21 protein-coding genes and 1 tRNA gene are annotated in these 23,997 nt (G+C 33.3%); 7 read left to right on the top strand and 15 right to left on the bottom strand.

Going from position 1 to position 23,997, the window contains the following annotated elements; genetic code table 11:
- Positions 1-36: 36 nt before the first annotated feature.
- On the top strand, positions 37-1,791 hold the full coding sequence (locus EYY60_RS11205) for a beta strand repeat-containing protein (protein WP_132989427.1): 1,755 nt from the start codon (positions 37-39) through the stop codon (positions 1,789-1,791).
- 238 nt (positions 1,792-2,029) lie between these two features.
- Here EYY60_RS11205 and EYY60_RS11200 read toward each other — a convergent pair whose 3' ends face one another.
- Complete coding sequence (locus tag EYY60_RS11200) at positions 2,030-3,559, bottom strand: SulP family inorganic anion transporter (protein WP_132989426.1); 1,530 nt, start codon at positions 3,557-3,559, stop codon at positions 2,030-2,032.
- Positions 3,560-3,976: 417 nt separating this feature from the next.
- Here EYY60_RS11200 and EYY60_RS11195 point away from each other — a divergent pair, with 417 nt between their 5' ends.
- Both EYY60_RS11195 and EYY60_RS11190 read left to right on the top strand, forming a co-directional pair.
- Positions 3,977-5,428, top strand: coding sequence for a hypothetical protein (locus tag EYY60_RS11195; RefSeq protein WP_132989425.1), 1,452 nt, complete (start codon positions 3,977-3,979; stop codon positions 5,426-5,428).
- A gap of 73 nt (positions 5,429-5,501) precedes the next feature.
- Positions 5,502-6,569: a M57 family metalloprotease gene (locus tag EYY60_RS11190; RefSeq protein ID WP_132989424.1), complete on the top strand. Its 1,068-nt coding sequence runs from the start codon at positions 5,502-5,504 to the stop codon at positions 6,567-6,569.
- A gap of 94 nt (positions 6,570-6,663) precedes the next feature.
- Here EYY60_RS11190 and EYY60_RS11185 read toward each other — a convergent pair whose 3' ends face one another.
- Both EYY60_RS11185 and EYY60_RS11180 read right to left on the bottom strand, forming a co-directional pair.
- Positions 6,664-6,876, bottom strand: coding sequence for a hypothetical protein (locus EYY60_RS11185; RefSeq protein ID WP_132989423.1), 213 nt, complete (start codon positions 6,874-6,876; stop codon positions 6,664-6,666).
- 163 nt (positions 6,877-7,039) lie between these two features.
- Positions 7,040-7,411, bottom strand: coding sequence for a hypothetical protein (locus EYY60_RS11180; RefSeq protein WP_132989422.1), 372 nt, complete (start codon positions 7,409-7,411; stop codon positions 7,040-7,042).
- Positions 7,412-7,496: 85 nt separating this feature from the next.
- On the opposite strand from EYY60_RS11180, the gene EYY60_RS11175 reads away from it, so the two are divergent.
- The 4 genes from EYY60_RS11175 (at position 7,497) to EYY60_RS11155 (ending at position 11,909) form a co-directional block, all read left to right on the top strand.
- Positions 7,497-7,712, top strand: coding sequence for a hypothetical protein (locus EYY60_RS11175; RefSeq protein WP_132989421.1), 216 nt, complete (start codon positions 7,497-7,499; stop codon positions 7,710-7,712).
- Between the two features lie 449 nt (positions 7,713-8,161).
- Entirely contained in the window at positions 8,162-9,397 is a 1,236-nt protein-coding gene (locus tag EYY60_RS11170; protein WP_132989420.1) for a TMEM143 family protein, read from the top strand.
- A gap of 363 nt (positions 9,398-9,760) precedes the next feature.
- Positions 9,761-10,225 (top strand): Mpo1 family 2-hydroxy fatty acid dioxygenase, encoded by a 465-nt coding sequence (locus EYY60_RS11165; RefSeq protein ID WP_132989419.1) that lies wholly within the window; start codon positions 9,761-9,763, stop codon positions 10,223-10,225.
- A gap of 607 nt (positions 10,226-10,832) precedes the next feature.
- The gene (locus EYY60_RS11155) at positions 10,833-11,909 is read left to right on the top strand and encodes a hypothetical protein (protein ID WP_132989417.1); all 1,077 of its coding nucleotides are present in this window, start codon (positions 10,833-10,835) and stop codon (positions 11,907-11,909) included.
- Positions 11,910-12,024: 115 nt separating this feature from the next.
- Here EYY60_RS11155 and EYY60_RS11150 read toward each other — a convergent pair.
- From EYY60_RS11150 to mraY, 12 genes are all read right to left on the bottom strand, one after another.
- A tRNA-Arg gene (locus EYY60_RS11150) sits at positions 12,025-12,098 on the bottom strand.
- Positions 12,099-12,172: 74 nt separating this feature from the next.
- Positions 12,173-12,622, bottom strand: coding sequence for a GatB/YqeY domain-containing protein (locus EYY60_RS11145; RefSeq protein ID WP_132989416.1), 450 nt, complete (start codon positions 12,620-12,622; stop codon positions 12,173-12,175).
- A 206-nt stretch (positions 12,623-12,828) separates the two neighbouring features.
- On the bottom strand, positions 12,829-14,811 hold the full coding sequence (gene ftsZ, locus EYY60_RS11140; protein ID WP_132989415.1) for a cell division protein FtsZ: 1,983 nt from the start codon (positions 14,809-14,811) through the stop codon (positions 12,829-12,831).
- A gap of 93 nt (positions 14,812-14,904) precedes the next feature.
- Entirely contained in the window at positions 14,905-16,326 is a 1,422-nt protein-coding gene (ftsA, locus tag EYY60_RS11135; protein ID WP_132989414.1) for a cell division protein FtsA, read from the bottom strand.
- Positions 16,327-16,332: 6 nt separating this feature from the next.
- The gene (locus EYY60_RS11130; RefSeq protein ID WP_132989413.1) at positions 16,333-17,055 is read right to left on the bottom strand and encodes a cell division protein FtsQ/DivIB; all 723 of its coding nucleotides are present in this window, start codon (positions 17,053-17,055) and stop codon (positions 16,333-16,335) included.
- The gene (gene murC, locus EYY60_RS11125; protein ID WP_132989412.1) at positions 17,042-18,391 is read right to left on the bottom strand and encodes a UDP-N-acetylmuramate--L-alanine ligase; all 1,350 of its coding nucleotides are present in this window, start codon (positions 18,389-18,391) and stop codon (positions 17,042-17,044) included. Before murC ends, EYY60_RS11130 begins: the two co-directional genes overlap by 14 nt.
- A 104-nt stretch (positions 18,392-18,495) precedes the next feature.
- Positions 18,496-19,587, bottom strand: coding sequence for an undecaprenyldiphospho-muramoylpentapeptide beta-N-acetylglucosaminyltransferase (gene murG, locus EYY60_RS11120; RefSeq protein ID WP_132989411.1), 1,092 nt, complete (start codon positions 19,585-19,587; stop codon positions 18,496-18,498).
- Between the two features lie 45 nt (positions 19,588-19,632).
- On the bottom strand, positions 19,633-20,943 hold the full coding sequence (locus EYY60_RS11115; RefSeq protein WP_132989410.1) for an FtsW/RodA/SpoVE family cell cycle protein: 1,311 nt from the start codon (positions 20,941-20,943) through the stop codon (positions 19,633-19,635).
- Between the two features lie 54 nt (positions 20,944-20,997).
- Positions 20,998-21,126 (bottom strand): hypothetical protein, encoded by a 129-nt coding sequence (locus tag EYY60_RS22510; protein WP_262711208.1) that lies wholly within the window; start codon positions 21,124-21,126, stop codon positions 20,998-21,000.
- 26 nt (positions 21,127-21,152) lie between these two features.
- Positions 21,153-21,344, bottom strand: a complete 192-nt coding sequence (locus tag EYY60_RS22505) for a four helix bundle protein (protein WP_262711207.1) — start codon at positions 21,342-21,344, stop codon at positions 21,153-21,155.
- A gap of 88 nt (positions 21,345-21,432) precedes the next feature.
- Positions 21,433-22,764 carry a UDP-N-acetylmuramoyl-L-alanine--D-glutamate ligase gene (murD, locus tag EYY60_RS11105; RefSeq protein ID WP_132989409.1) on the bottom strand — a complete coding sequence of 444 codons (1,332 nt, stop codon included), beginning with the start codon at positions 22,762-22,764 and terminating at the stop codon, positions 21,433-21,435.
- Positions 22,765-23,997, bottom strand: coding sequence for a phospho-N-acetylmuramoyl-pentapeptide-transferase (gene mraY, locus EYY60_RS11100; protein ID WP_132989408.1), 1,233 nt, complete (start codon positions 23,995-23,997; stop codon positions 22,765-22,767).

Raw genomic sequence — 23,997 nt, 5'->3', positions numbered from 1 at the left:
CATTAAGACATGAAAAATAAAAAATTTATTACGAAAATGAAAAAAATTACTTGCTTATTATTATTAATTCAGAGTGGCTTTATGATGGCGCAAACAAAAACCGTTGTTACCCAAAATGGGGAAAAGGTCACTATTCATCCTAATGCTAATAATGGTATAACAGCAAACGCGGGTTATATTCAATTAGGAGGAGATTTAAAACAGGCTACAACATTAAAAACAACATCGGCATATACTCTAGCCTTAGATGGGCTTTTGGCAGGAGCTAACTCAGATGCTGTTTTAGTAATTGATAGTAACAATATAATACGTTATGTATCAAGAACAGAATTTGCTGGTGATAACTTAGGAAATCACACTGCTACACAAGATTTGAATATGAATACTAAAAATATTACTGGAGCGGCAAATATTACCGCTACAGGAAAAACAAGTACTGCAACAGCTCAAATCACCACAGGCGCCACAGCTGGTTATATTGCGACATCAGTAGATGCAGCTGGTAATGTTGTGTGGACAGATCCTGCGACAATTACGACAAAAGGCGACAACCTTGGTAATCATATTGCTACACAAGATTTAAATATGAATGCTAAAAATATTGCTGGAGCGGCAAATATTACTGCTACAGGAAAAACAAGTACTTCAACAGCCCAAATCACTACAGGTGCCGGAGATGGTAAAATTGCAGTTTCTGATTCAACAGGTAATGTAACCTGGACTGATCCCGAAACAATTACGACAAAAGGCGACAACCTTGGTAATCACATTGCTACACAAGACTTGAATATGAATACTAAAAATATTGCCGGAGCGGCAAATATTACTGCTACAGGAAAAACGAGTACTGCAACAGCTCAAATTACTACAGGCGCCACAGCTGGTTATATTGCAACATCAGTAGATGCAGCTGGTAATGTTGTTTGGACTGATCCTGCGACAATTACGACAAAAGGCGACAACCTTGGTAATCACATTGCTACACAAGATTTAAATATGAATGCTAAAAATATTGCAGGAGCTGCAAATATTACTGCTACAGGAAAAACAAGTACTTCAACAGCCCAAATCACTACAGGTGCCGGAGATGGTAAAATTGCAGTTTCTGATTCAACAGGTAATGTAACCTGGACTGATCCCGCAACAATTACGACAAAAGGCGACAATCTTGGTAATCACATTGCTACACAAGATTTGAATATGAATACTAAAAATATTACTGGAGCGGCAAATATTACTGCTACAGGAAAAACAAGTACTGCAACAGCTCAAATTACTACAGGCGCCACAGCTGGTTATATTGCAACATCAGTAGATGCAACTGGTAATGTTGTTTGGACAGATCCTGCTACAATTGCTACAAAAGGCGACAACCTTGGTAATCACATTGCAACACAAGATTTAAATATGAATACTAAAAATATTACTGGAGCGGCAAATATTACAGCTACAGGAAAAACAAGTACTGCAACAGCTCAAATCACTACAGGCGCTGCTGTTGGCTATGTAGCGACATCAGTAGATGCAGTTGGTAATGTTGTTTGGACTGATCCTGCAACTTTTGAAACACAACTTGCTATTGACGAGTTTACCACTGCATCAGCCGGAATAGACTCTTTTACACTAAACGCAACACCAAAAGCGTCAAAAGTACAAATGTATGTAAATGGTGTCGTTATTTCTAAAGACGCAATTTCTGTAACTGGCACCACTGTAAAATATCTTCCTGCGAGTAATGGGTCATATACATTAATGGCAAATGACCTAATAAAATTTACTTATTTAAAATAATAGTTTTTTGGAATTTTATTTGAATAGATAAAGTTGCAAAACAATTAAGACGATAAAAAAGCTGCAAACTAAAATTTGCAGCTTTTTTGTTTTAAAAAACTTATTGTTTTCGATATTTATGAGTCACAGTAAAATCATTTATTTTTTAGCTCAACATATCTTAAATTAAAAATTATTTTACCAATTTTTTTTCCATTTAACACTGCCCAAAGAAGTAAATTAATTTATTTTCTAATTATCAGGAAACCACTTTATAAGTAGGATCTTCAATAACATTTACCTTAATAACAGCATCGGCATTTTTTAGTAATTGCCTGCAATCTCCGCTTAAATGCTGCAACTCTATAGTTTTATTTAACTGATTGTATTTTTTCGTCAGTTTATTTAAAGCTTCAATGGCCGACATATCAGAAACGCGGCTTTCTTTAAAATCGATAATAATATGAACTGGGTCGTTCTGAATATCAAACTTTTCTAAAAAAGTAGTGGTTGAACCAAAAAATAACGGTCCATAAATTTCATAATGTTTTACTCCACTTTCATCGATATAATGTCTAGCACGAATTCTTTTGGCGCTTTCCCAAGCAAAAACCAAGGCCGAAATAATTACACCAATCAAGACAGCCAGAGCCAGATTATGAAGTACGATTGTAATTAAAGCTACTAGAATTCCAACAAAAATATCATGCTTTGGCATTTTATTAATAATCTTGAAACTGGCCCATTCAAAAGTTGTAATAGCCACCATCATCATAACTCCCACCAAGGCTGCCATTGGCAACTTACCAATAACAGGCGCTCCAAAAAGTATAATCATTAAAATAGTCAAAGCACCTATAATTCCTGAAAGTCTGGCTCTCGAACCTGCTCCAAGATTCACTAAAGTCTGAGCAATCATTGGGCAACCACCCATTCCGTAGAAAAAGCCGTTTAATATATTTGAACTTCCTTGCGCAATGCATTCACGATTGCTATTGCCTCGAGTTCCCGTAATTTCATCAACTAAATTCAGCGTAAGCAAACCTTCAGTCAAACCCACTGCTGCAACAATTACGGAATAAGGAAATATGATTTTTAAAGTGTCAAAAGAAAACGGAATATTCGGAATGTGAAAAGGAGGAAATCCGCCTTGCACTGATGCAATATCTTCAACTGTTTTAGTTTCAATATTAAAAATAATTACGATCGCAAAAACAACCATAATGGCCACAAGCGAAGCTGGAACTGCTTTGGTAATTTTAGGGAAAACCAAAACAATTGAAATTGTCAATGCAACCAATCCCAACATAATGTACAAAGGTGTTCCTTGAAGCCAAGAAACTTGCCCATTTACTACAGTTTTAAATTGTTCCAATTGCGACATGAAAATCACAACTGCCAAACCGTTTACAAAACCAAACATCACTGGCTGTGGCACTAAACGAATAAATTTTCCGAGTTTAAAAAGTCCGATACAGATTTGCACGACACCACCGAGCGCAACTGCGGCAAAAACATATTCGATTCCATGCGATTTCATCAAGGCTATTAAAACAATAACAGTCGCTCCTGCTCCACCCGAAATCATTCCGGGTCTTCCTCCAAAAATTGCCGTGACCAATCCTGCAATAAATGCCGCATACAAACCAACCAAAGGTGGAAATCCAGCCAAAATAGCAAATGACAGTGATTCTGGAATCATTGTCATCGCAACCGTAAAACCAGCCAAAATTTCGTTTTTATAATTGACTTTTTGTGTGAAATCGAAGAGTTGAAATGCTTTTTTCATAAGGCGCAAATTTAGGGAATTTCGGTAATTAGAAAATGATAATTTGAATTGAATAATTTGTGCATTTCTACAAATTCATAAACATAGTTCCCATTTAAAAAAATACATTTATAGATATCATACTTCCGATTTAACACAAGAATAATTTACAAATCTTAGTGAAAATATTTTTTAAGACATGTTTCACTTCTTGCCTTTACTCATGTTCTTAAACATTATAACACATAATTAAATATCAAGCATTTACGCTTTAACAATTCTATTTATAAATAAAAACACGTATAAATACCCATTTAAAATTATTAAACAAATGTTAATATTGCTTAGCTTTCTATAGACTACGCACAACTGGTTTATCAAAAACTAAATACAAATGAATTAATTACCTAAATCTAAACAACTTAAACACGAACAATTATGATTAAGCATTTACTAACATTTGCAATAATATTTATTTGCTCTCAAGAAATATTTGCACAAAAAGCATCTGACGTTTTGGAAAATGGAGTACCCATAGAAAAAGGATATCGTCTATTTTTAAAATATGACATTTTAACAAAACAACTAAAAGCTGATGCTGCATCAAAAGACCAAAGTGTTGATTTTACCGTATTACAAGATTCTACAATTTACCTAGTTCACAAAAATGGCATAAATATTTATCTAAGACCTTTAAATCCATTAAACTTCACCAACAATACAGAAATAAAAATTATAGCTGACCCAATAAATGCAGCCGCTGAGAAGGCATTAGGCTCAATATTTGAAAATTTAAACGGCCTAAAAACACCTACTGAATCGGTATCTTCATTTGTAATAAAAAACAAGAAAAAAATACCAATAACGAAAGAGGTCGAATGCAGCGAATTTGAAAATATTAAATCTACTATTGAAGGAATAGATAAAACTCTCTCAGAATCTAAAAAAGAAGAAATTATAAAACAATTTAAATTCTTAAAAGCAATAACTTTCGAAGAAGAAGAGACTACAAAAAACCAACTTTCTTCTGTAGATAAAGAAGTACAACTTATTAACGATCATTTTAATAAGATAAAAACCCGCCTTGAGAATGTTCAAACTGATGTCAAAAATTATCCTTGCACTGATCGTGATGCATTTACAGCAAAATACATTTTCAATTCTCTCATTAAAGAACTTCAAACAAAATTAGAAGAGCAAGTAAAAAGACTTTCAAATCTTGTAGAAGCATATAATGGTGCAAAAAAAATGCAAGAAAAAGCATCAGCAGGAGGCGGAACACCAGAATTAAAATGGTGTATTCATCTTAATGAAGTTCCTTCAACAGAAGGAAAAATTTCTATATATACGATTACTATTAAAGAAGATGGACTAATATTATCAGACAACAACGAAATTATCAATACCGAACCGAAAGAGTTAATGAAAAGAAGCATCAGAGTAAGGAAATTTCAAAGATTTGTTCCTGAAGTTTCTATTGGTACTGCTTATACTTTTTATAAATATTATACATATGGAACAACATCAGATTCAACCGGACAACAATATGTAGGCTCTCCGACTGAAAATGCAGTAAAAAATCTTAATATAACTACTATGGTAAACTTCAATTACTATATTCCTAATTCTACAATCCATCCAATGTATCAACTCGGAATAGGTTTAAACGCGGGAATACCAACATTATTAACAGGATTTGGCTTAAGAAGCAATATTAATGGATTGAGAAGGTTTGCAATTGCAGGAGGGCTAGCAATGACATGGATAAAAGAGCTAGACACTCTCAAAGTTGGTGACAAGATTAATGGGACAGAAGATATTGATAAGGATTTCAAATATAGCTCAGTACCAAAGTTTAAACCATATGTAGCAATACAATACAATTTTTAACGACGAGAGCTAAATAAACTTTTTTCATGCAACGCAAACAACAAACAAGAAAAAAACAATCAAAATACACCCTATGAAACAGTTACTAAAACTTTTTATCATTATTGTATCAATTTGTTTTATTACAAGCTGTAATCACAATAATACTGCGACAGCCGAAACAACAATTATGCTTGATTCAACCAGCAATATACAAATTGTCGCTCCAGATAGTATCAGACAAACAACTATAGATTCTGCAATGTCAAATTATATTAACAAAAATAATCGTTATTTACTTGATACCATTTCTTATACGGATATAACTAGTCAATTAGAAAACGAAGCTTATGAACTCAAAAAAAAATTAACAAAAGTGCTACCTAAAATTTCTTTAACCACTGGAAAAGGCAAAAATAAATACACACGTAATTATTACATAGTAGAAGGTGATATTAGGATGGATGATCTTGAGTTATTAGAATATTGCAAAAAAAGACTTAAGCAAATAAATTTATGGGAACAAAAAAATAATCAAAAAAGTAATGATGCTTATAACAAATTAACCGTGGCTACTAATCGAAATGGTACAGCATTAATTTGGACCCCCGGCACTATTATAAAATACTATATCAATCGCAATTCATTTACTTCCCAAAACGGATACAACATGGCTGTCAATGCTATGGCAGTCGCAACAAAAGATTGGGCAAAAGCTTGTAATATAAAATTCCAATATTTATCAAAACTGGACAACCAAGACATTGATTTAGAAGAATATCCCGAAAATCTTCTTTTTGCCGTTCAAGAAGTGAATTTTCCTGAAGAATTTGCCGCACAAGCTTTTTTTCCACATGATCAAAAATATAAAAGAATGCTTTTACTTAACTCAATTTTTTTCACAACCGACTTCAGTCGTGCCGGAATATTAAGACATGAAATTGGCCATATCCTAGGATTCAGACATGAACATATATGGTCAAAAGATAAATCTTGTGCAGGAGAAGATATAATTCAGCAAGCCATGGGAGCTATTCAAGTAACTAGCTATGATCCCTATTCGGTTATGCATTATCCTTGTAGTTTAAACTTAAACAACAACAAATTACCACTAACCCAATTTGACGTAAAAGGGGCTTCATTAGTATATCCTTTCAAATAAATTCAACAATCAATCATCAGGATTTATTAAACAAAAACTGCGTAAACATTCTAGCTGTTTACGCGGTTATATATCATATATTTATCTTAACCACCTACTCCAACCTCACACAAGTATACCCTAAACAATTCACATAATCGATAATATTATCAGATTCTATATCAACACCTTCAACCCGCAATATTTTATCACAATCTTCTAAATCGAAATTAATTTTATAATCCGGAAATTGTGTTTGTATAACGGCAATAACGTAGTTTTTGTCGGCTTCTTTCTGCACATTGGTTTTGAAAACTTCAACTATCATGGGCCAGTTTTGATTCTCTTTTCTTTAAAAAAGATTAGGTGGTATTGTAACTTAAAATTAAGCAAAAACTTTTAGAATCGAAATTTTTATTAAAGAAAATTCTCTCGTTTTTTAGAAACCGGATTAGACAAAACTCAAAAGAAATGTTGGATTTCATTCACAGCTAATCTTCCCTTTTCTTATAAACCGCAACTTTATCCTCTAAATACATAATTTCTTTTTTAAGGCTTTCTATTGTTTCTTTTCGAGAATCAGCGAGATCTTTATAATGTGACGAAAAATTATGATTTGAAGATTCAGATTGTAAATCAAGGGTTCGTTTCAACATTGGGCCTTCATTTTTTATCAACCATTCACAACTATATTGTGGAAATATTTCAACAATTTTACTAATCCATTTTGCTTGTATATCGCTATTTTTAGCAATAGCACGCGATAGAACGCCCTTACTTGCACCAATTTTTTCCTCTAGCTTAGTTATTCCTATCCCCTCGTTATCAACCAAACATTTAATATTATCTAGAATTATGCTCATTTATGTAAGAAATTATTTTCAAAACATTTAGTACTGTTGAAAATTATCATCTATATTTGTTTTGATATTTAAAACAAACTAAACAATGGGCAAAAGTAAAACAAAAAACTATAATTCCTACAATTCTACTATATTAGAAGCTTTGTTTTTAAAATACGAAGTCTCAAAATATTACATCAGACAGTGCATAAACGGCTCTGTTCAAGGAATTAAGGCTGACAATATCAAGAAAGATTATTTTATAATGGAAAAAGCACATGAAGATGTTGTTTCTCAACTCATTAAAAAAACATTAAAATAAATTGCAAGAAATAATACGGTTCTATTAAAAAAAATTCGTTCCTATTGCATAATAGAATGAATGTGTTTTTTGAGATTTAAATCCCGAGAACTTCTTGCTATCGGGATTTTTTTTCATTCACATCACAAATCAAATCATTTACCAAAAATTTGCATTCATTCACAAAAACAGGTATAAATACGCATAGTCACAATTTTATTTTATAGTAAAATTGTAATATCATTTATTCTTGTAGAATAAGATTTCCCAAGGGAAATTAGGTAAATTTTGTCACTTTTTTTTTGGAACTCTTAAGTGGGATTTTAATCGCTGGAACCGATTTTAAATCTCACTTTTTTATTTCTCCTTTATTTCCTAAGCTTTTCTCTAAAAAAAACTTTTTCGAAATCAAATTTCAGGCAGTATTTTTGCTTTCTGTAAACGCCACGCATTAAAGCCAAGAAATCAAGATGAGCCTAGAACATTATATTCCGTTTAACAAAGAATTTTTATTAGAACAGCAAATCGCTGCTTTCGCTAAAAATTCTGAAGAAGAAGCCGATTTTAAAAAATTGTTTGATATTATCGAACATTATTATCACTACGAATCTTTTAACCTTAATCGAAATCTGAAACAAAACTATGCTTTGTTTGATCCAGATTTAAGCAAAAAAGAACGTCGTCAGTTTATTGGCAAAAGTGATTTTTTGGTATTTAAAGAAACATTACTTCAAGTTTTAGAACGTGGAAATTATTACCGAATTGATCAAAAAACACTCGACGAAGCTTTTACAGAATCTGATTTGATTGGTTTGAATCTCGAAATTGATTTCAACGCCTTCAAAGATTTTGAACTTTATGCGCGCGGACATCATAAGGCAACTGAAAAAGTCAAAAAATATTTTTTCTGGAAAAAAGAAATTGAAGTCGAATATTACGATCGCGTTTTAGTTTACCTCAATTACAGCGATGCCGATTTCTTAAATAAAAAGAAAGTCAAATTAGGCAAAATGCCAATTGATCCGGGTTCTATCTCCTTAAAAATCTTTAAGCGTGTTCCAAAAAATGACCTTGAAACGATTTTTCCGAATGCAATTCCTAGAATGTCAATCAAAGACAAAATGTTGTTGTGGATTCCTGGAGTTTTCGGTGGAATTTCATTACTAAGTGCAAAAGTAATTCCGGCTTTAATCAATATGTACAATGCTTATGAAACGGGCGAAACCATAGATTTATTAAACAGCAAAACTTCCTTAAATCAAGGTTTGATTGCGCTGGGAATTTTATCTGCCTATTGTTTCCGCCAGTACAACAATTTCATAAATAAAAAAATCCGATACTCTAAATTGCTTTCTGACAGTTTATATTTCAAAAATCTCGGAAACAACAGCGGTGCGTTTTATTCGCTCTTGAATTCATCTGAAGAAGAGGTTCTAAAAGAGACTATTTTAGCCTATTCTTTTTTACACAAAAGCGAAAAACCTTTAACTGCTGACGAACTTGACAATCAAATAGAATCTTGGTTTAAAACCAAATTGAATACCGATTTGGATTTTGATGTCAATGATGCTTTACTAAAGTTGAAAAGCATTGGCCTCGGAATCGAAAATGATGGAAAATGGAAAGTTATTCCACTACAAGAAGCGCTTGTCACAATTGATGAATTGTGGGATAATGTGTTTGAGTATAATTTAGTTGGTTCATAAATGAAAAATTTAAAAACCTTTTCAATCTTCATAGTATCGCTTTTTGCATCAGCTTTTCTTGTAAGCAGAATTACACAACAATTTAGATATATTGATGAATGGAGATGGCTTTATCATATTGGCTGGATTTTATGTTATTCCTTTCACATCTTTTCTCTTGTTTTATCTCTAATGTTTCTAATTTTTCTTTTGAAAAAAGATTTCAATCTAAGCGTAAAAAATAAATCCATATGGTTTTCATTGGGTTTATTGCCTCTTATGTTCTGGATATTCACTATGACTTACATTTTCATTCTTTAGACAAATAAAAGCTATAAGAAATTTTATTAGATTTACAGTAACCTAACTATTAAAACCACAAAAATGAGAACATTAGATCAATGGTTTGCTGAATATGCTGTAAGTCATCAAAACCCTAAAAACAAGGCGATACATTACATTTGCGTTCCCGCAATTTTCTTTTCGATTGTTGGTTTATTAATGAGTATTCCGAGCGGAATTATCGCTAATACTTTAAAACTAAATGCGCCAATTATTGAAAACTGGGCTTTTGTAGTTTTACTTTTTGTTCTCGTTTTTTACATTCGATTATCAATTGCTATGGCGGTTAAAATTGCTATTTTCTCTGGCATTTGCCTTATTGTAAATTACTACATTGGTCAGTTTGTGCCTTTATGGATGTTTTCAATTGGTGTATTTGTCATTGCTTGGATTGGACAATTTTACGGACACAATATTGAAGGCAAAAAACCTTCTTTCTTAAAAGATCTTCAGTTTTTATTAATTGGCCCGGCTTGGGTTGTCGAGAATATTTTTTCAAAGAAATAAAACAAAAACTTCCCCCGATTTACTAAAACTGTTTTCAACATGAGATTATTTTTACTTTTACTTTTTCCGATATTTTTTTCCATTTCAAACCGCTTTCATCCTCAGATTATATTCTCCTTTGTGATAAGCTTGATTGATTGTAGAATAATAATCTGCTGGGTAAATAATACTATTTCCATATAGTTCCAGCAATGATTAATTGTCCTCTACTTTGCTAAAATATGAAATCGGAATTAAAATATTTCATTATATTAGCTTTATAACCAGAAAAGAATTACTAATCATAATCAAACATAAATATGGAAAATAAAAGTGCATTACGATTCACTTTTTCGATTATCGCAATCATTTTAGGTGTAGTATTGTTTAAACAATTCGATTTTCAAACATTAAAATTTGAGAAGCCAGCTTTGGCGATTATTTATATTGTTGTCTTTTTGTTTTCGATTTTTGTACTGATCAAGAATTCTAAGAAGAAAACTGAGTAGTAATTTTTTAGCTTTACTCATAAAATTGTCCTGATAGATATTGGACAATTGTATAATAAAAAACTTGACATTAATCAGACAATCAACCCACAATTTACGGCTGATGTAGCGCAAGAGCGTTGGCAGAAATTTTAAAACAAGAACGAATGAATCATTACGAACAATCAGGACTAGTGTTTTACAGCGAAAGAAACTACATGATGGCTTCAAATTTATTTATTCAAGGATTAGAAGCTGAACCAAAAAATAGTATGCTTTGGTATGGTGTTGGAGATTCACTATGTCATATTTCTATTAATGCTAATCAAGAACAATTATATCCAATTGGCCTTTCTTGTGTTAAGAAAAGTTACTTATTAGACACAAACAACAAGTATGCAAGTACAATGCTTGAAAGAATGAAAAGTAATCCAAAAATAGGAGAAGAATATATTGACAAATTAGAACCCGCAAACTTAGATTTAGTTCAAAAATTTAAACTTGAAGTTTCAAATGATAAACTAATTTCATATTTCAATCAAATCCAAAACATAGAAAGCAAAATTAAATTGGTAATGCATTTAGGAGAAACTAAAAATAAATCTTATTTAGAATTTCTTAAATACTGTATTTTGAGTGAAAGAAATTCACATATTCGTTTTGCTGCATTAAAAAGAATTCCATTTCATAAAGGTGAAAGCTTGAAACATTTTTTTGAAGAACTCATTTCTAAAAACCAACAAGATGAATTAGAACCTTATTTTAGCATTGCTTTATCTTCAATTAAAGAAGATTGGACTGAAAAATATATTAAATCAGAATTTGCTAATACAGACAAAATCAACAATTCATTTACAGAAGAAGAAATTAATAATTCACTAAAAAATGACGAAGTTAAAGCGGTTATTGCATTATCATTAATAAAATATGACAAACAAGATATCGAAAAATTATATAAAGAAAGAAATCAAAAAATATTAGCCTTCTATTTATCAAATGGTTTGAATGACGATGGAATTGATTTCCTATTTAAAAGTAGAATTTTAGACAATAGTGGTAATATTTTAGAAATAGGCTGGAAGCATATTGAACAATTTCTACAAATTGATTTTAGTATAGATAAAAAAATAGAAAAAACTAAAACTGAGCCAGAAAAAATTCCAACAAAGCCAATATTAACGGATAGTAAGAAAAAATGGTGGGAATTATGGAAATAAAAAACTTCTGCTAACAGCAATACTAGTTTTTTATAAGTAAAATAAAATTTAAAAAAGCCTGAGAATTTAGATTCTCAGGCTTTTTCTTTTTTTGTGACCCCGGAGGAGTGTTTAGTGACCGCGGAGGGGTTCGAACCCCCAACCCTCAGAGCCGAAATCTGATATTCTATCCAGTTGAACTACGCGGTCAGTTTATTTATGATTTCAGACTGTAGATTTTAGATTACTAATTGGAATCTAAAATCTACAGTCTAAAATTATATTTACGAAAGTAATTTCTTTACAATTGTAGAAATGGTTTTTCCTTCAGCAGTTCCGCCTAATTGAGCAGATGCTAATCCCATTACTTTACCCATTGAAGCAATTCCTGAAGCTCCTGTTTCAGCGATAATTTTTGCGATTACAGCTTCTACTTCTTCTTCACTTAATTGAGCTGGTAAAAACTTCTCGATTACCACTACTTGAGCCAATTCTGGTTCAGCTAAGTCTGGACGGTTTTGTTCTGTAAAGATTCTTGCACTTTCTTTACGTGTTTTTACCAATCTTTGAAGCAATTTAATTTCATCATCTTCTGACAATTCTTCTTTAGATCCTGATGCTGTTGAAGCTAACAATAATTCTGATTTAACAGCTCTTAAAGCCTCTAAAGCTACTGTATCTTTTGCTTTCATGGCCGTTTTGATCTCGTCCATGATTTGTGCTTGTAAACTCATGTTTATGTTTTATTTAAAATAAGCCAATGCCTATTAATTGATATATTAATTTGGAATTTGTTCTCGACTTCGCTCGAACTGACAATAAGATTCACTTTAAAAACCTATTTAGGAAGTCAAATTTCTAAATTCTGTGCGAAGATAAAAAAAATAACCCGAAAATTAAATCCAATTTTCGGGCTATCCTTATATTAAGATTTTGAAAACTAATCTACGTTGTCGTGCAAAAATGAATTATTTGAACGCAATTGCAAATCGTTGTTGCTGTCTGTTCCAACAGAAATTCTAGAATTGGTGTTGTTCGATTGAGAATTTGACAAATCAATTCCTAATCTTTTATAAGCTGGCTCTTTTTCCAACTCATCAATTCTAGAAACATTATTATGGAATTTATAGTTAAATTCTTTCAATTTCTTTCTTCTTTCTTCAGCACGCAAACGTAATGTTTCTTCAATTGTCAATTCCATCGGAGAAACTTCAGCAGTTGTTGTAAAATCAGGCTGACTTGCAAAATCAACTCTTGGTTTCAACGTAATGTTTAATTCCTCAGGAACTACATCTTCAACCACTTTTTCAACTGGTTTTGAAGCTGTCAATTCATTTTCAACTTCCATATATTCTTCTAACGAATATTTGATGATACCATTATCAGAAAGTTCAGTTACCGGAACAAATGAAACTGGGTCGTTTACTTTAATATTACGAGTTTCGTTTGTTAACTCAAAAACGATTTTATTTTCTTGTTCTGCAACCGGCTCTCTTTTAACTTCAGGCTCACTTCTAAAAAGTGGCAAATCAAATGAAAAAGTCGTTTGTTCTTCTTTTTCAAAAGTTCTTTGCTGTACTGGTTTTACTTCTTGGTAAGCTGGCACTTCTGGAGTAGAAATTTTAAAATCGATATCTGTAATTGGAGAAACGATTTCAAAAGTTACATCAAGATTCTTGATAAACTCAGACATCACTACCAATTCTTCTTGATTGATTGTTGGCGGTGTTACTGGAGCAACTGGAGTTTGAACTACGGGAGCAACCGTATCTTCCATTAAATCAAAAACAACTTTATCTTCAGATTTTGCAATAGGCGTTTCTGCATTCAAATCAAAAGATGCAAGCGGTTTGTTTGTTAGATTGTGAACACTTCTTTGTTCGTCTTCTAATGTGTGAATAATTTTCTTTGGCTCAGTATTAACGATTTCATTTTGTTGTTCAACATCAAAACCAGTCGCAATAATAGTTACAGCAATAGCCTCACCAAGAGCTTCGTCTTCACCAACTCCCATGATAATATTTGCATTGTAACCAGCCTCTGCCTGAATGTGATCATTGATTTCTCCAATCTCATCAAGCGTTATTTCATTAGATCCAGAAACGATAAGCAACAATACGTTTTTGGCTCCTGTAATTTTATTGTCATTCAATAATGGAGAATCCAACGCTGATACAATTGCATCTTTTGCTCTGTTTTCACCTTCTGACACTGCAGATCCCATAATCGCAGTTCCGCTGTTTGCCAAAACTGTTTTTGCATCACGCAAATCGATATTTTGAGTATAGTGATGCGTAATTACTTCAGCAATACCTCTTGAGGCAGTTGCCAAAACTTCATCAGCTTTTGAAAATCCAGCTTTGAAACCTAGATTTCCGTAAACTTCTCTTAATTTATTATTGTTAATTACGATCAAAGAGTCAACTTGTTTACGTAATTTTTCGATTCCTAAAAGTGCTTGCTCTTGACGAACTTTCCCTTCAAATTGAAACGGAATCGTCACGATACCCACTGTTAAGATTTCTCTTTCTTTTGCTAATTGTGCGATAACTGGAGCGGCACCTGTACCTGTACCACCACCCATACCAGCGGTAATAAATACCATCTTAGTATTGCGATCCAACATTTTTTCAATATCAGCAATACTTTCAATAGCAGACTGCTGTCCTACATCAGGATTTGCTCCTGCTCCAAGACCTTCTGTCAAATTCATACCCAACTGAATTTTGTTAGGCACCGAACTATTTTGAAGCGCTTGCGAATCTGTATTACAAACGATGAAATCAACGCCTTTAATACCTTGCTTAAACATATGGTTGATAGCATTGCTACCTCCTCCACCTACACCTATTACTTTGATTACATTTGATTGGTTTTTTGGTAAATCAAATGAAATGCTTCCAAATTCTGAGTTGCTCATCATCTTTTTGGTTTTTAATTCTTATTTAGTACATTTTTTACTTCTTGACTTGGGGCAAAAAGTAATCCTTTTCTCTTTTCTCTATTCGGCTTATATTTATTCAGCGTTGTCTAAAAAATCTTTGATTTTATCGACGTATCTGTCAAAAAATGATCTCCTAATTTTGGTTTCTGTAGATTCTGCTTCTACTTTATTTGTTCTTGTTTCTCTTGGTTCTTCAATAGTTTCTACTCTTTCAACGTAGTTTTCTTCAACTTCGTATCGTTGCTGAATAGGTTGTTGTTGCTGCACTGGAGCGTTTCTGTAAACTACTTTTGGCTGTTCATTTACAATTTCCATTCGAACAGCACTTTGTGTACTGTTTTCGATGCTGTTCATTACTAAACCTACCGCTGTTGCAAACAATGGGCTTGAAATTTCTTCACTAGAGTTTCCTGCCAAATGCTCATTAGGATATCCAATTCTGGTATCCATTCCAGTAATATATTCAACTAATTGTTTTATATGTTTCAATTGCGCTCCACCACCCGTAAGAACGATTCCAGCAATTAATTTTTTGCGTGGATCTTCGTGTCCGTAAGCTTTGATTTCTGCAAAAACCTGCTCAATAATTTCCACCACACGTGCATGGATGATTTTTGATAAGTTTTTAAGCGAAATCTCTTTGGGCTCTCTTCCTCTTAAACCTGGGATAGAAACAATTTCGTTGTCTTTATTTTCTCCTGGCCAAGCCGATCCGAATTTTATTTTTAAAAGCTCTGCTTGTTTTTCGATAATCGAACAGCCTTCTTTAATATCATCTGTAATTACATTTCCTCCAAAAGGAATAACAGCAGTATGGCGAATAATTCCATCTTTAAAAATGGCCAAATCGGTAGTTCCACCTCCGATGTCAATTAATGCAACACCGGCTTCTTTTTCTTCCTGACTCAAAACTGCATCTGCTGAAGCCAATGGTTCCAAAGTCAATCCTGAAAGTTCAATTCCAGAACTCTGAATACACCTTCCAACGTTTCTAATTGAAGAAGCCTGCCCTACTACAACGTGAAAACTAGATTCCAATCTTCCGCCGTACATTCCGATTGGCTCTTTAATTTCAGATTGCCCGTCGATTTTAAATTCTTGTGGTAAAACGTGAATAATTTCTTCACCTGGCAACATTGCCAATTTATTTACCTGATCAATTAAAAGCTGAATATCTTTTTCACCAATTACTTCTTCCGGATTATTACGGCTGATGTAATCTGTATGCTGAATACTTCTGATGTGTTGCCCAGCAATACCCACAACAACATCTTTTATTTTATAACCTGAATTGTTTTCTGCCTCAAGTATCGCTTGCTGGATTGATTGAATAGTTTGCGTGATATTATTTACCACCCCTCTCGCAACTCCCAAACTTTTGGATTTTCCAATACCCAAAATTTCCAATTTGCCATACTCGTTCTTCTTGCCTATCATGGCAACTATCTTTGTCGTTCCAATATCTAGACCTACTGCAATGTTATCTTTTTCCATTTTCTATTATTTTGTGCAAACTACTTGTTCCGTAAACCTAAGGTCAATTTTATTGTATTTGTATAACGAACTATCTAAAACTGCTTTTTGAAAAAACGCTTTATAGTTTCTAAATTTCTTATCAACATTCATCGTTCTGCCAAAATCTATGAAGTAATCATAGTTTCGATTAAACATTTTTAGGCTGCCATTAGGCATAATTTGTATTGCAATGATGTTTTTTTTCAAAAACGCATCGTCATAAATTGTGCGAAATAAAGCAGCTAAATCTTCGTTATTTTTTTCATTTATTGCCCCTGAAACAAGAGGAACTCGCGCCGTAAAATTGTCTGACAAGGGCATTTTACCTCCCTCATAGTCAATATAAAAAGATCGATCACCATCAAGAATTCTTGCTATTGGTGTCTTCTGTTTTACTACCGCTTTTAGAACACCATCGATACTTACAAAAACATCTGACTTCTCAATCATGTCTTGCGCATCAAGGGTTTTTTCTATCTTATTCAAATCTACTTCATCTTTTCTAATACTGGAAGCGTCTCTTTTATTTTCTATCAACAATTTATTAACCGTTTCAGCCTTTACAAAAAGCGCATTTTCTCCTACAAAAACAACCACAGATTTTTTCAATTTTCTATCTCCGTTTCGATGTTGCGCGAAGGAATACAGAAAAAGAACTAGTCCGAAAATAAGTACTAATCTAATATTTGCCCAATTAAATATTTTCATTTAGCATCTGTTTAATTGATGGTACCATTTCTCCAATATCACCTGCTCCTATTGTCACAATTATTGGTGCATCATTTGCTTTGATTTCTGCCAATAAATCTTCTTTTGCGACAATTTTTTTGTTCGAATTTGTCATTTTGCCCAAAAGCCATTCTGAAGTCACTCCTTCCATTGGAAGTTCCCTTGCAGGATAAATATCCATTAAAAACACTTCGTCAAACTGAGACAAGCTTTCTGCAAATCCATCCACGAAATCTTTTGTACGGCTGAACAAGTGCGGCTGGAAAATTGCCAAAACTTTTCGTCCTGGATACAACTCTCTAACTGCTTGATGAACAGCATTAATTTCTGTTGGATGATGCGCATAATCATCTATATAAACCAACTTATCTGATTTAATCTGATAAGAAAAACGTCTTCTGATTCCTCTGAATGAAGCAATGGCTTTTGCAATGGACTCGGTCGGGGTGCCAAAAGTTTTAGCCATCGCAATAGCCATTAATCCATTCATTAAATTATGTTTGCCTGGCAATCCAAAATGAAGATCTTTTATTATTTCTGATGGAGTTTGAACATCAAAAACATAGCTTCCATCTTCAATTCGGACATTATACGCCTTATATACTGCATCTTCATTTATCGCGCATTGAACGCCTTCTAAGGGCAATTCTTTAGTGATAAACAGATTGCTTTTATCTTCTACTTTTGAAGCAAACTCTCTGAAAGAGTCTTGAATTGCATCGCTTGTTCCATAAATATCCAAATGATCTGCATCCATAGATGTTACACAGGCAATATTTGGATGTAAATGCAAAAATGATCTATCGAATTCATCTGCCTCAACAACTGTTACTGTTTTTCCGGTTCCAATTAAATTAGAATTATAATTCTCTACAATTCCACCCACAAACGCTGTAACATCTGCACCGCTTTCGTATAAAATATGACCTAAAATACTTGATGTAGTAGTTTTTCCGTGTGTTCCAGCCACTGCAAAACTAAAAGTGTCTTTAGTAATAATTCCTAAAACCTCGGCACGCTTTTTAATTTCGTAATTTCTTTCGATAAAATAATTCCATTCTGAATGTGATTTTGGCACTGCTGGAGTAAAAATCACCAATGTATTTTCTACAAAATAATCAGTCGGAATCAAATTAATATTATCCTCAAAATGAATGTCAATTCCGCTTTCAATCAATTCACTTGTAAGCATTGATGGCGTTTTGTCGTAACCTGAAACTTGTTTCCCAATATATTTGAAATAACGAGCCAGAGCACTCATTCCGATGCCTCCGATACCTATAAAATAAACGTTTTGTATTTGATTTAAATTCATTTCTTTTTTTGCTTTAAGCCTTAAGCCTTAAGCTTCCGACTTTTGTCTGTATTATTCGATTCTCTTATATTCTTTTAACTAGCATAAAGCTTACAGCCTATAGCTTATTGCTTAATAAGCTTCACAATTTCGGCTACAATATCCTGCGTAGCTTTTGGTTTTGCTAGTTTTTTAATATTATCGCTCAACTGTTTTTGTTTTCCTTCATCTTTTAGCAAAGCTTCAAAAACAATACTAAACTGACTTTCTAATTCTGATTCTTTCAACAAAATTGCACCTTTTGCGTCTACAATTGCTTGTGCGTTTTTCGTTTGATGATCTTCAGCCACATTTGGTGACGGAATAAATATTACTGGTTTTCCAACAATACATAATTCTGAAACTGATGACGCGCCAGCTCTTGAGATAATCACATCAGCAGCGGCGTAAACAAAATCCATTCTTTCAATGAAATCAACCACTTTTACATTTGGCTGATTGTATTTTTTATAATCTTCAAAATATAATTTTCCGCATTGCCAGATTATCTGAACGTCTTGCGAAAGAAAATTTTGCAATTCTTTTTCAATTAACTGATTGATTCTTCTGGCACCTAAACTTCCGCCCAAAACCAATAGTGTTTTTTTATTTGGATCCAAACCATAAAAAGCGATTGCCTCGTCACGTTTACTGTTGATGTCGATTAAATCCTGACGCACTGGATTTCCAGTCAAAACAATTTTATCTGCCGGAAAAAAACGCTCCAAATTATCGTAAGCAACGCAAATCGAATTTGCTTTTTTACTCAATAATTTATTTGTTATCCCCGGAAAAGAATTCTGCTCCTGAATAACAGTTGGAATCCCTGCCGATCCTGCCGCTTGTAATAATGGACCACTTGCAAATCCTCCAGTTCCAATTACAACATTTGGCTTGAACTTTTTAATTATTCTTCTTGATTCCAGTAAACTTGATGCCAATTTTAACGGAAACATCATATTTTGCAAAGTCAATTTGCGCTGTAATCCAGCGATCCAAAGACCTTTAATCTCATAACCTGCCTGAGGCACTTTTTGCATTTCCATTTTGTCTTTTGCACCAACAAATAGAAATTCGGCATCAGGGAATTGTAATTTTAACTCATTTGCAATCGCAATTGCAGGATAAATATGCCCTCCTGTTCCTCCTCCGCTAAGTATGAATTTATACTTTGTCATCTTTCTAAAAATTACACCTTTTTAAAAAATCTTTATATTTTAATCTTATCTATTCAAAACTGCATTCATCGGATTTCTTGAATTGTCTTCGATTGAATACATAGTCTCTTCTTCATATACTTCATCAGCAGGCAAATCTTCTTCTGCTAATTCCTTATCAATTAATCTTTGAAGCGCTTCTTTTCGTCGTTCTTTCTCTTCTTTTTCTTCAGCTATCTCTTCTTCTTTTTTCGTAACGCTGATGATAATTCCAAGTCCTAAACAAGTCATCCAAATCGAACTTCCTCCTGAACTTATCAGTGGCAATGTCTGCCCCGTAACCGGCAACAATTCAACTGCAACCGCCATATTGATCATCGCCTGAAATATCATCGGGAAACCTAGACCAACGACGACAAGTTTTCCAAACAATGTATTGGCTTTGTGCGATGCGATCACAAATCGGAACAAAAGCAATAAATATAAAATCACTATTGCAACGCCGCCAACCAATCCATATTCTTCGACAATAATGGCATAAATAAAATCGGAAGAAGATTGTGGCAAGAAGTTTTTCTGAACACTTTTACCAGGCCCCAATCCGCCGAGTCTTCCAGATGCTATTGCAATTTTTGCTTTTTCGATCTGATAATCATCTTCGTCAGGTTTATCAGTTGTAAAATTCATAATACGACTTTCCCAAGTTGAAACCCTGCTGAAAAATCTTGAATCAGGAAAAGCTTTTGCAACTAAAAGGAAAAATGCCAACATAGCCACTCCTGAACCTATGATAATCCCAATATGCTTTAATGGATATTTTCCAATGAACGTAAGCATTAAAACCATTGCAAAAATCAACGCTGTGGTCGAAAAGTTAGCAGGCAGAATTAGTGCCAATGTAATAAACACCGGAATCCAAAGCTGAATAAACGACACTTGAAAAGGTTTGTTTTCTTCTTTAGTTTTTGACAAATATCGCGCTACAAATATGAACAAAACAATCGAAGCCAATGTCGAAGTCTGAAATGTAATTCCGATAAACGGCACTTGAATCCAACGGCTCGCATTTGCTCCGGCAATAACAGTCCCTTTCAGCAATGTATAAAGCAATAAAAACCAAACTATTGGCAAAGCAATTTTTGAAATCGCTCTGAAATAATGATACGGAACTCTATGTACCCAGTAAATAATCAAGAAACCAATACATACATGTGCTAAATGTTTCACCAAATAACCCAGTGTATTTCCTGTTCCGTGACCTATATAGGCTAAATTACTACTCGCACTAAAAACAGGCATAAACGAAAACAGCGCTAATAAAGCCACGAATGACCATATTACCCTATCTCCTTTTAATTTGTTTACTAGCTCTTTCATATTTTAGATTTCTGATTTTAGATTTTAGATTGTTTTCTAAAACCTTCGGTTTTTTTATTTATTGATTCTTTTATTTACTGTTTTTAAACTACTAACGAAAATGGCTGTTAACTCATTTCCTTCTTTCAAAATCATTTCTAATTCTGATTTATCACTCCAATCTTTTTCTTTTATAATTTCCAACCAAAATAAAGTTTCATCAGCTTCTTCTAAAAAACTATATTCATTTTAGAAATAAATTCTTTATCACTTCTTGCTCTGCAAACTGCCCTATAATTTGCTCCAACAGACGTACCACTTCTTACAATTTGATTTGCAATTACTTTCACAATATATGTGCCCGGTAATTTTTCAGCTAAACCAATTACACTCAAAGAGAACTTTTTTGTTCTCGACTTCATTTCATCTGTCGTCATTATCAAAAAGAACTTATATTATTTTGAATTCAAAGTTTGGAAAAATCTAAAATCTGAACTCTAAAATCTAAAATTATAAATTGTGTACCGCTTGTTTAAATTGCTTCCCTCTGTCTTCGTAGTTTTCGAACAAATCGAAACTTGCACACGCAGGAGACAATAAAACAGCGTCACCTTTTTCTGTTAATCTTTGGGCAGTTTTCACTGCATCATTCATATTATTCACTTCCACCATAATATCAACAACATTTCCAAAAGCTTCAATAATTTTTCTGTTATCGATTCCTAAACAGATGATTGCCTTAACTTTTTCGCGAACTAAAGACATTAATTCGTTGTAATCATTTCCTTTGTCAACTCCGCCCACGATCCAAACAGTTGGAACATTCATGCTGTCTAAAGCAAAGAAAGTAGCGTTAACGTTTGTTGCTTTTGAATCGTTGATATATTGTACATTCTGAATTTTTAATACTTTTTCTAAACGGTGCTCAACACCTTGGAAATTAGATAGACTTTCACGAATTGTTGCATTTCTAATTTGCATCAATTTTGCTACAGAGCTTGCTGCCATTGCATTTTTCATATTATGTTTTCCTTCTAACGCAATGTGTTCTGTATCCATTGTAAACTCTTCTTGGTTGATCTTTATTTCCATTTTGTTGTTATTTATAGAAGCTCCTTCTTTAAGATTTTTAGTCAATGAGAAAGGAATTAATTTCGCTTTTGTTGTATTATTTTTTAACCATTCTGTGCTTGCTTCATCATCAGCATCATAAATCAGATAATCACTTTCAGTCTGATTCATTGTTATTCTGAACTTCGAATTGATATAATTTTCATATTTATATTCATATCGATCGAGATGATCCGGACTGATATTCGTAATTATGGCAATATCTGGTCTATAATCTATGATTCCATCAAGCTGAAAACTGCTTAATTCAAGAACGTATGCATCAAACTTATTTTCGGCAACTTGCCAAGCAAAACTTTTTCCAATATTTCCTCCCAATCCCACATTCAATCCTGCCGATTTTAGTAAATGGTAAGTCAACATTGTTGTTGTCGTTTTACCATTGCTCCCAGTAATTCCAACTGTAAGCGCTTCTGTATAAGGCTTTGCAAATTCAATTTCTGAAATTACTTTTATTCCGGCCGCAATCAGTTTTTTTACTATTGGCGATTTCTCAGGAATTCCAGGGCTTTTCATCACCACATCAGCATTCAGAATTAAATCTTCTGTATGCTGTTCTTCTTCCCAAGCAATTTTATTAATGATAAGAACTTCTTTGTAACTCTCTTTAATCTTTCCAAAATCCGATACAAAAACCTCGTATCCTTTTTTCTTTCCGAGAATGGCGGTCCCCACACCACTTTCTCCTCCTCCAAGCACAACCAGCCTCATCTATCTTAATTTTAAAGTAACAATTGATAAAATAGCTAACATGATGGCAACAACCCAGAATCTGGTCACAATTTTACTTTCATGGTATCCTTTCTTTTGATAATGATGATGAAGAGGCGACATCAAGAAAATTCTTCGTCCTTCGCCATATCTCTTTTTAGTAAATTTGAAATAACTCACCTGTAAAACCACTGAGAAATTCTCCACTAAAAAGATTCCACACAATAATGGAATCAATAATTCTTTACGAACAGCAATTGCTAAAACCGCAATAATTCCACCAATTGTCAAACTTCCTGTATCTCCCATAAAAACAGATGCTGGATAAGAATTGTACCAAAGAAACCCAATCAAAGCCCCAACAAATGCCGATATAAATACGGTCATTTCTCCCGAATTTGGGATATACATGATATTTAAATAATTAGAAAAAATAATATTTCCAGAAACAAATGTAAATATCCCGAGTGCGAGCACTGATATTGCGGAAGTTCCGGCGGCAAGACCATCAATTCCGTCTGTTAGATTTGCTCCGTTAGAAACCGCTGTGATGATGAAAATTACAACCGGAATAAAAATCAACCAAGCCCATTTTTCATATCCTTCCCCTGTCCAAGCCAATAGTTCAGCATAATCAAATTCATTATTTTTCACAAAAGGAATTGTCGTTGCTGTTGATTTTTCCTCAACTGGTGCAGGCAAAACAACGGTTGTGTTTTGCGATGCTTTAAAAACATCTGTTCTTCCAGTGTCTGTTCGTACTGTAACAGCCGGGCTAAAATAAAGAACCGCACCTACAATTATTCCCAAACCAACTTGACCAATAACTTTGAAAATTCCTTTTAGACCTTCTTTATCTTTTTTGAATATTTTAATATAATCATCAATAAAACCAATTGCGCCCATCCAAAGTGTAGTCACAATAAGCAATACGATATAAATATTATGCAAACGTGCAAACAACAAAACAGGCACAAGGGTTGCAAAAATGATAATCAAACCTCCCATTGTTGGCGTTCCAGCTTTTTCATTTTGCCCTTGAAGACCAAGCTCACGAACCGTTTCCCCTACTTGCTGACGACGCAAAAAGTTGATGATCCTTTTTCCGTAAATCGTAGACAAAAGCAACGAAAGCATTAAAGCCAAAGCCGATCTGAAAGTGATATACTGAAAAACTCCCGTTCCTGGTATATCTAATGTTTTGTCAAAATATTCAAATAAGTAGTATAGCAT

This window comes from Flavobacterium zhairuonense, from assembly GCF_004352915.1.
GTDB classification, from domain to species: domain Bacteria; phylum Bacteroidota; class Bacteroidia; order Flavobacteriales; family Flavobacteriaceae; genus Flavobacterium; species Flavobacterium zhairuonense.
Note: the sequence above shows the minus strand (reverse complement) of the source record. Positions and strands in the feature narration are given on the sequence as shown.

Coding starts and splice junctions, on each gene's coding strand:
- EYY60_RS11205 (WP_132989427.1), top strand. CDS start 37: ATGAAAAAAATTACTTGCTTATTATTATTAATTCAGAGTGGCTTTATG.
- EYY60_RS11200 (WP_132989426.1), bottom strand. CDS start 3,559: ATGAAAAAAGCATTTCAACTCTTCGATTTCACACAAAAAGTCAATTAT.
- EYY60_RS11195 (WP_132989425.1), top strand. CDS start 3,977: ATGATTAAGCATTTACTAACATTTGCAATAATATTTATTTGCTCTCAA.
- EYY60_RS11190 (WP_132989424.1), top strand. CDS start 5,502: ATGAAACAGTTACTAAAACTTTTTATCATTATTGTATCAATTTGTTTT.
- EYY60_RS11185 (WP_132989423.1), bottom strand. CDS start 6,876: ATGATAGTTGAAGTTTTCAAAACCAATGTGCAGAAAGAAGCCGACAAA.
- EYY60_RS11180 (WP_132989422.1), bottom strand. CDS start 7,411: ATGAGCATAATTCTAGATAATATTAAATGTTTGGTTGATAACGAGGGG.
- EYY60_RS11175 (WP_132989421.1), top strand. CDS start 7,497: ATGGGCAAAAGTAAAACAAAAAACTATAATTCCTACAATTCTACTATA.
- EYY60_RS11170 (WP_132989420.1), top strand. CDS start 8,162: ATGAGCCTAGAACATTATATTCCGTTTAACAAAGAATTTTTATTAGAA.
- EYY60_RS11165 (WP_132989419.1), top strand. CDS start 9,761: ATGAGAACATTAGATCAATGGTTTGCTGAATATGCTGTAAGTCATCAA.
- EYY60_RS11145 (WP_132989416.1), bottom strand. CDS start 12,622: ATGAGTTTACAAGCACAAATCATGGACGAGATCAAAACGGCCATGAAA.
- ftsZ (WP_132989415.1), bottom strand. CDS start 14,811: ATGATGAGCAACTCAGAATTTGGAAGCATTTCATTTGATTTACCAAAA.
- ftsA (WP_132989414.1), bottom strand. CDS start 16,326: ATGGAAAAAGATAACATTGCAGTAGGTCTAGATATTGGAACGACAAAG.
- EYY60_RS11130 (WP_132989413.1), bottom strand. CDS start 17,055: ATGAAAATATTTAATTGGGCAAATATTAGATTAGTACTTATTTTCGGA.
- murC (WP_132989412.1), bottom strand. CDS start 18,391: ATGAATTTAAATCAAATACAAAACGTTTATTTTATAGGTATCGGAGGC.
- murG (WP_132989411.1), bottom strand. CDS start 19,587: ATGACAAAGTATAAATTCATACTTAGCGGAGGAGGAACAGGAGGGCAT.
- EYY60_RS11115 (WP_132989410.1), bottom strand. CDS start 20,943: ATGAAAGAGCTAGTAAACAAATTAAAAGGAGATAGGGTAATATGGTCA.
- EYY60_RS22505 (WP_262711207.1), bottom strand. CDS start 21,344: ATGAAGTCGAGAACAAAAAAGTTCTCTTTGAGTGTAATTGGTTTAGCT.
- murD (WP_132989409.1), bottom strand. CDS start 22,764: ATGAGGCTGGTTGTGCTTGGAGGAGGAGAAAGTGGTGTGGGGACCGCC.
- mraY (WP_132989408.1), bottom strand. CDS start 23,997: ATGCTATACTACTTATTTGAATATTTTGACAAAACATTAGATATACCA.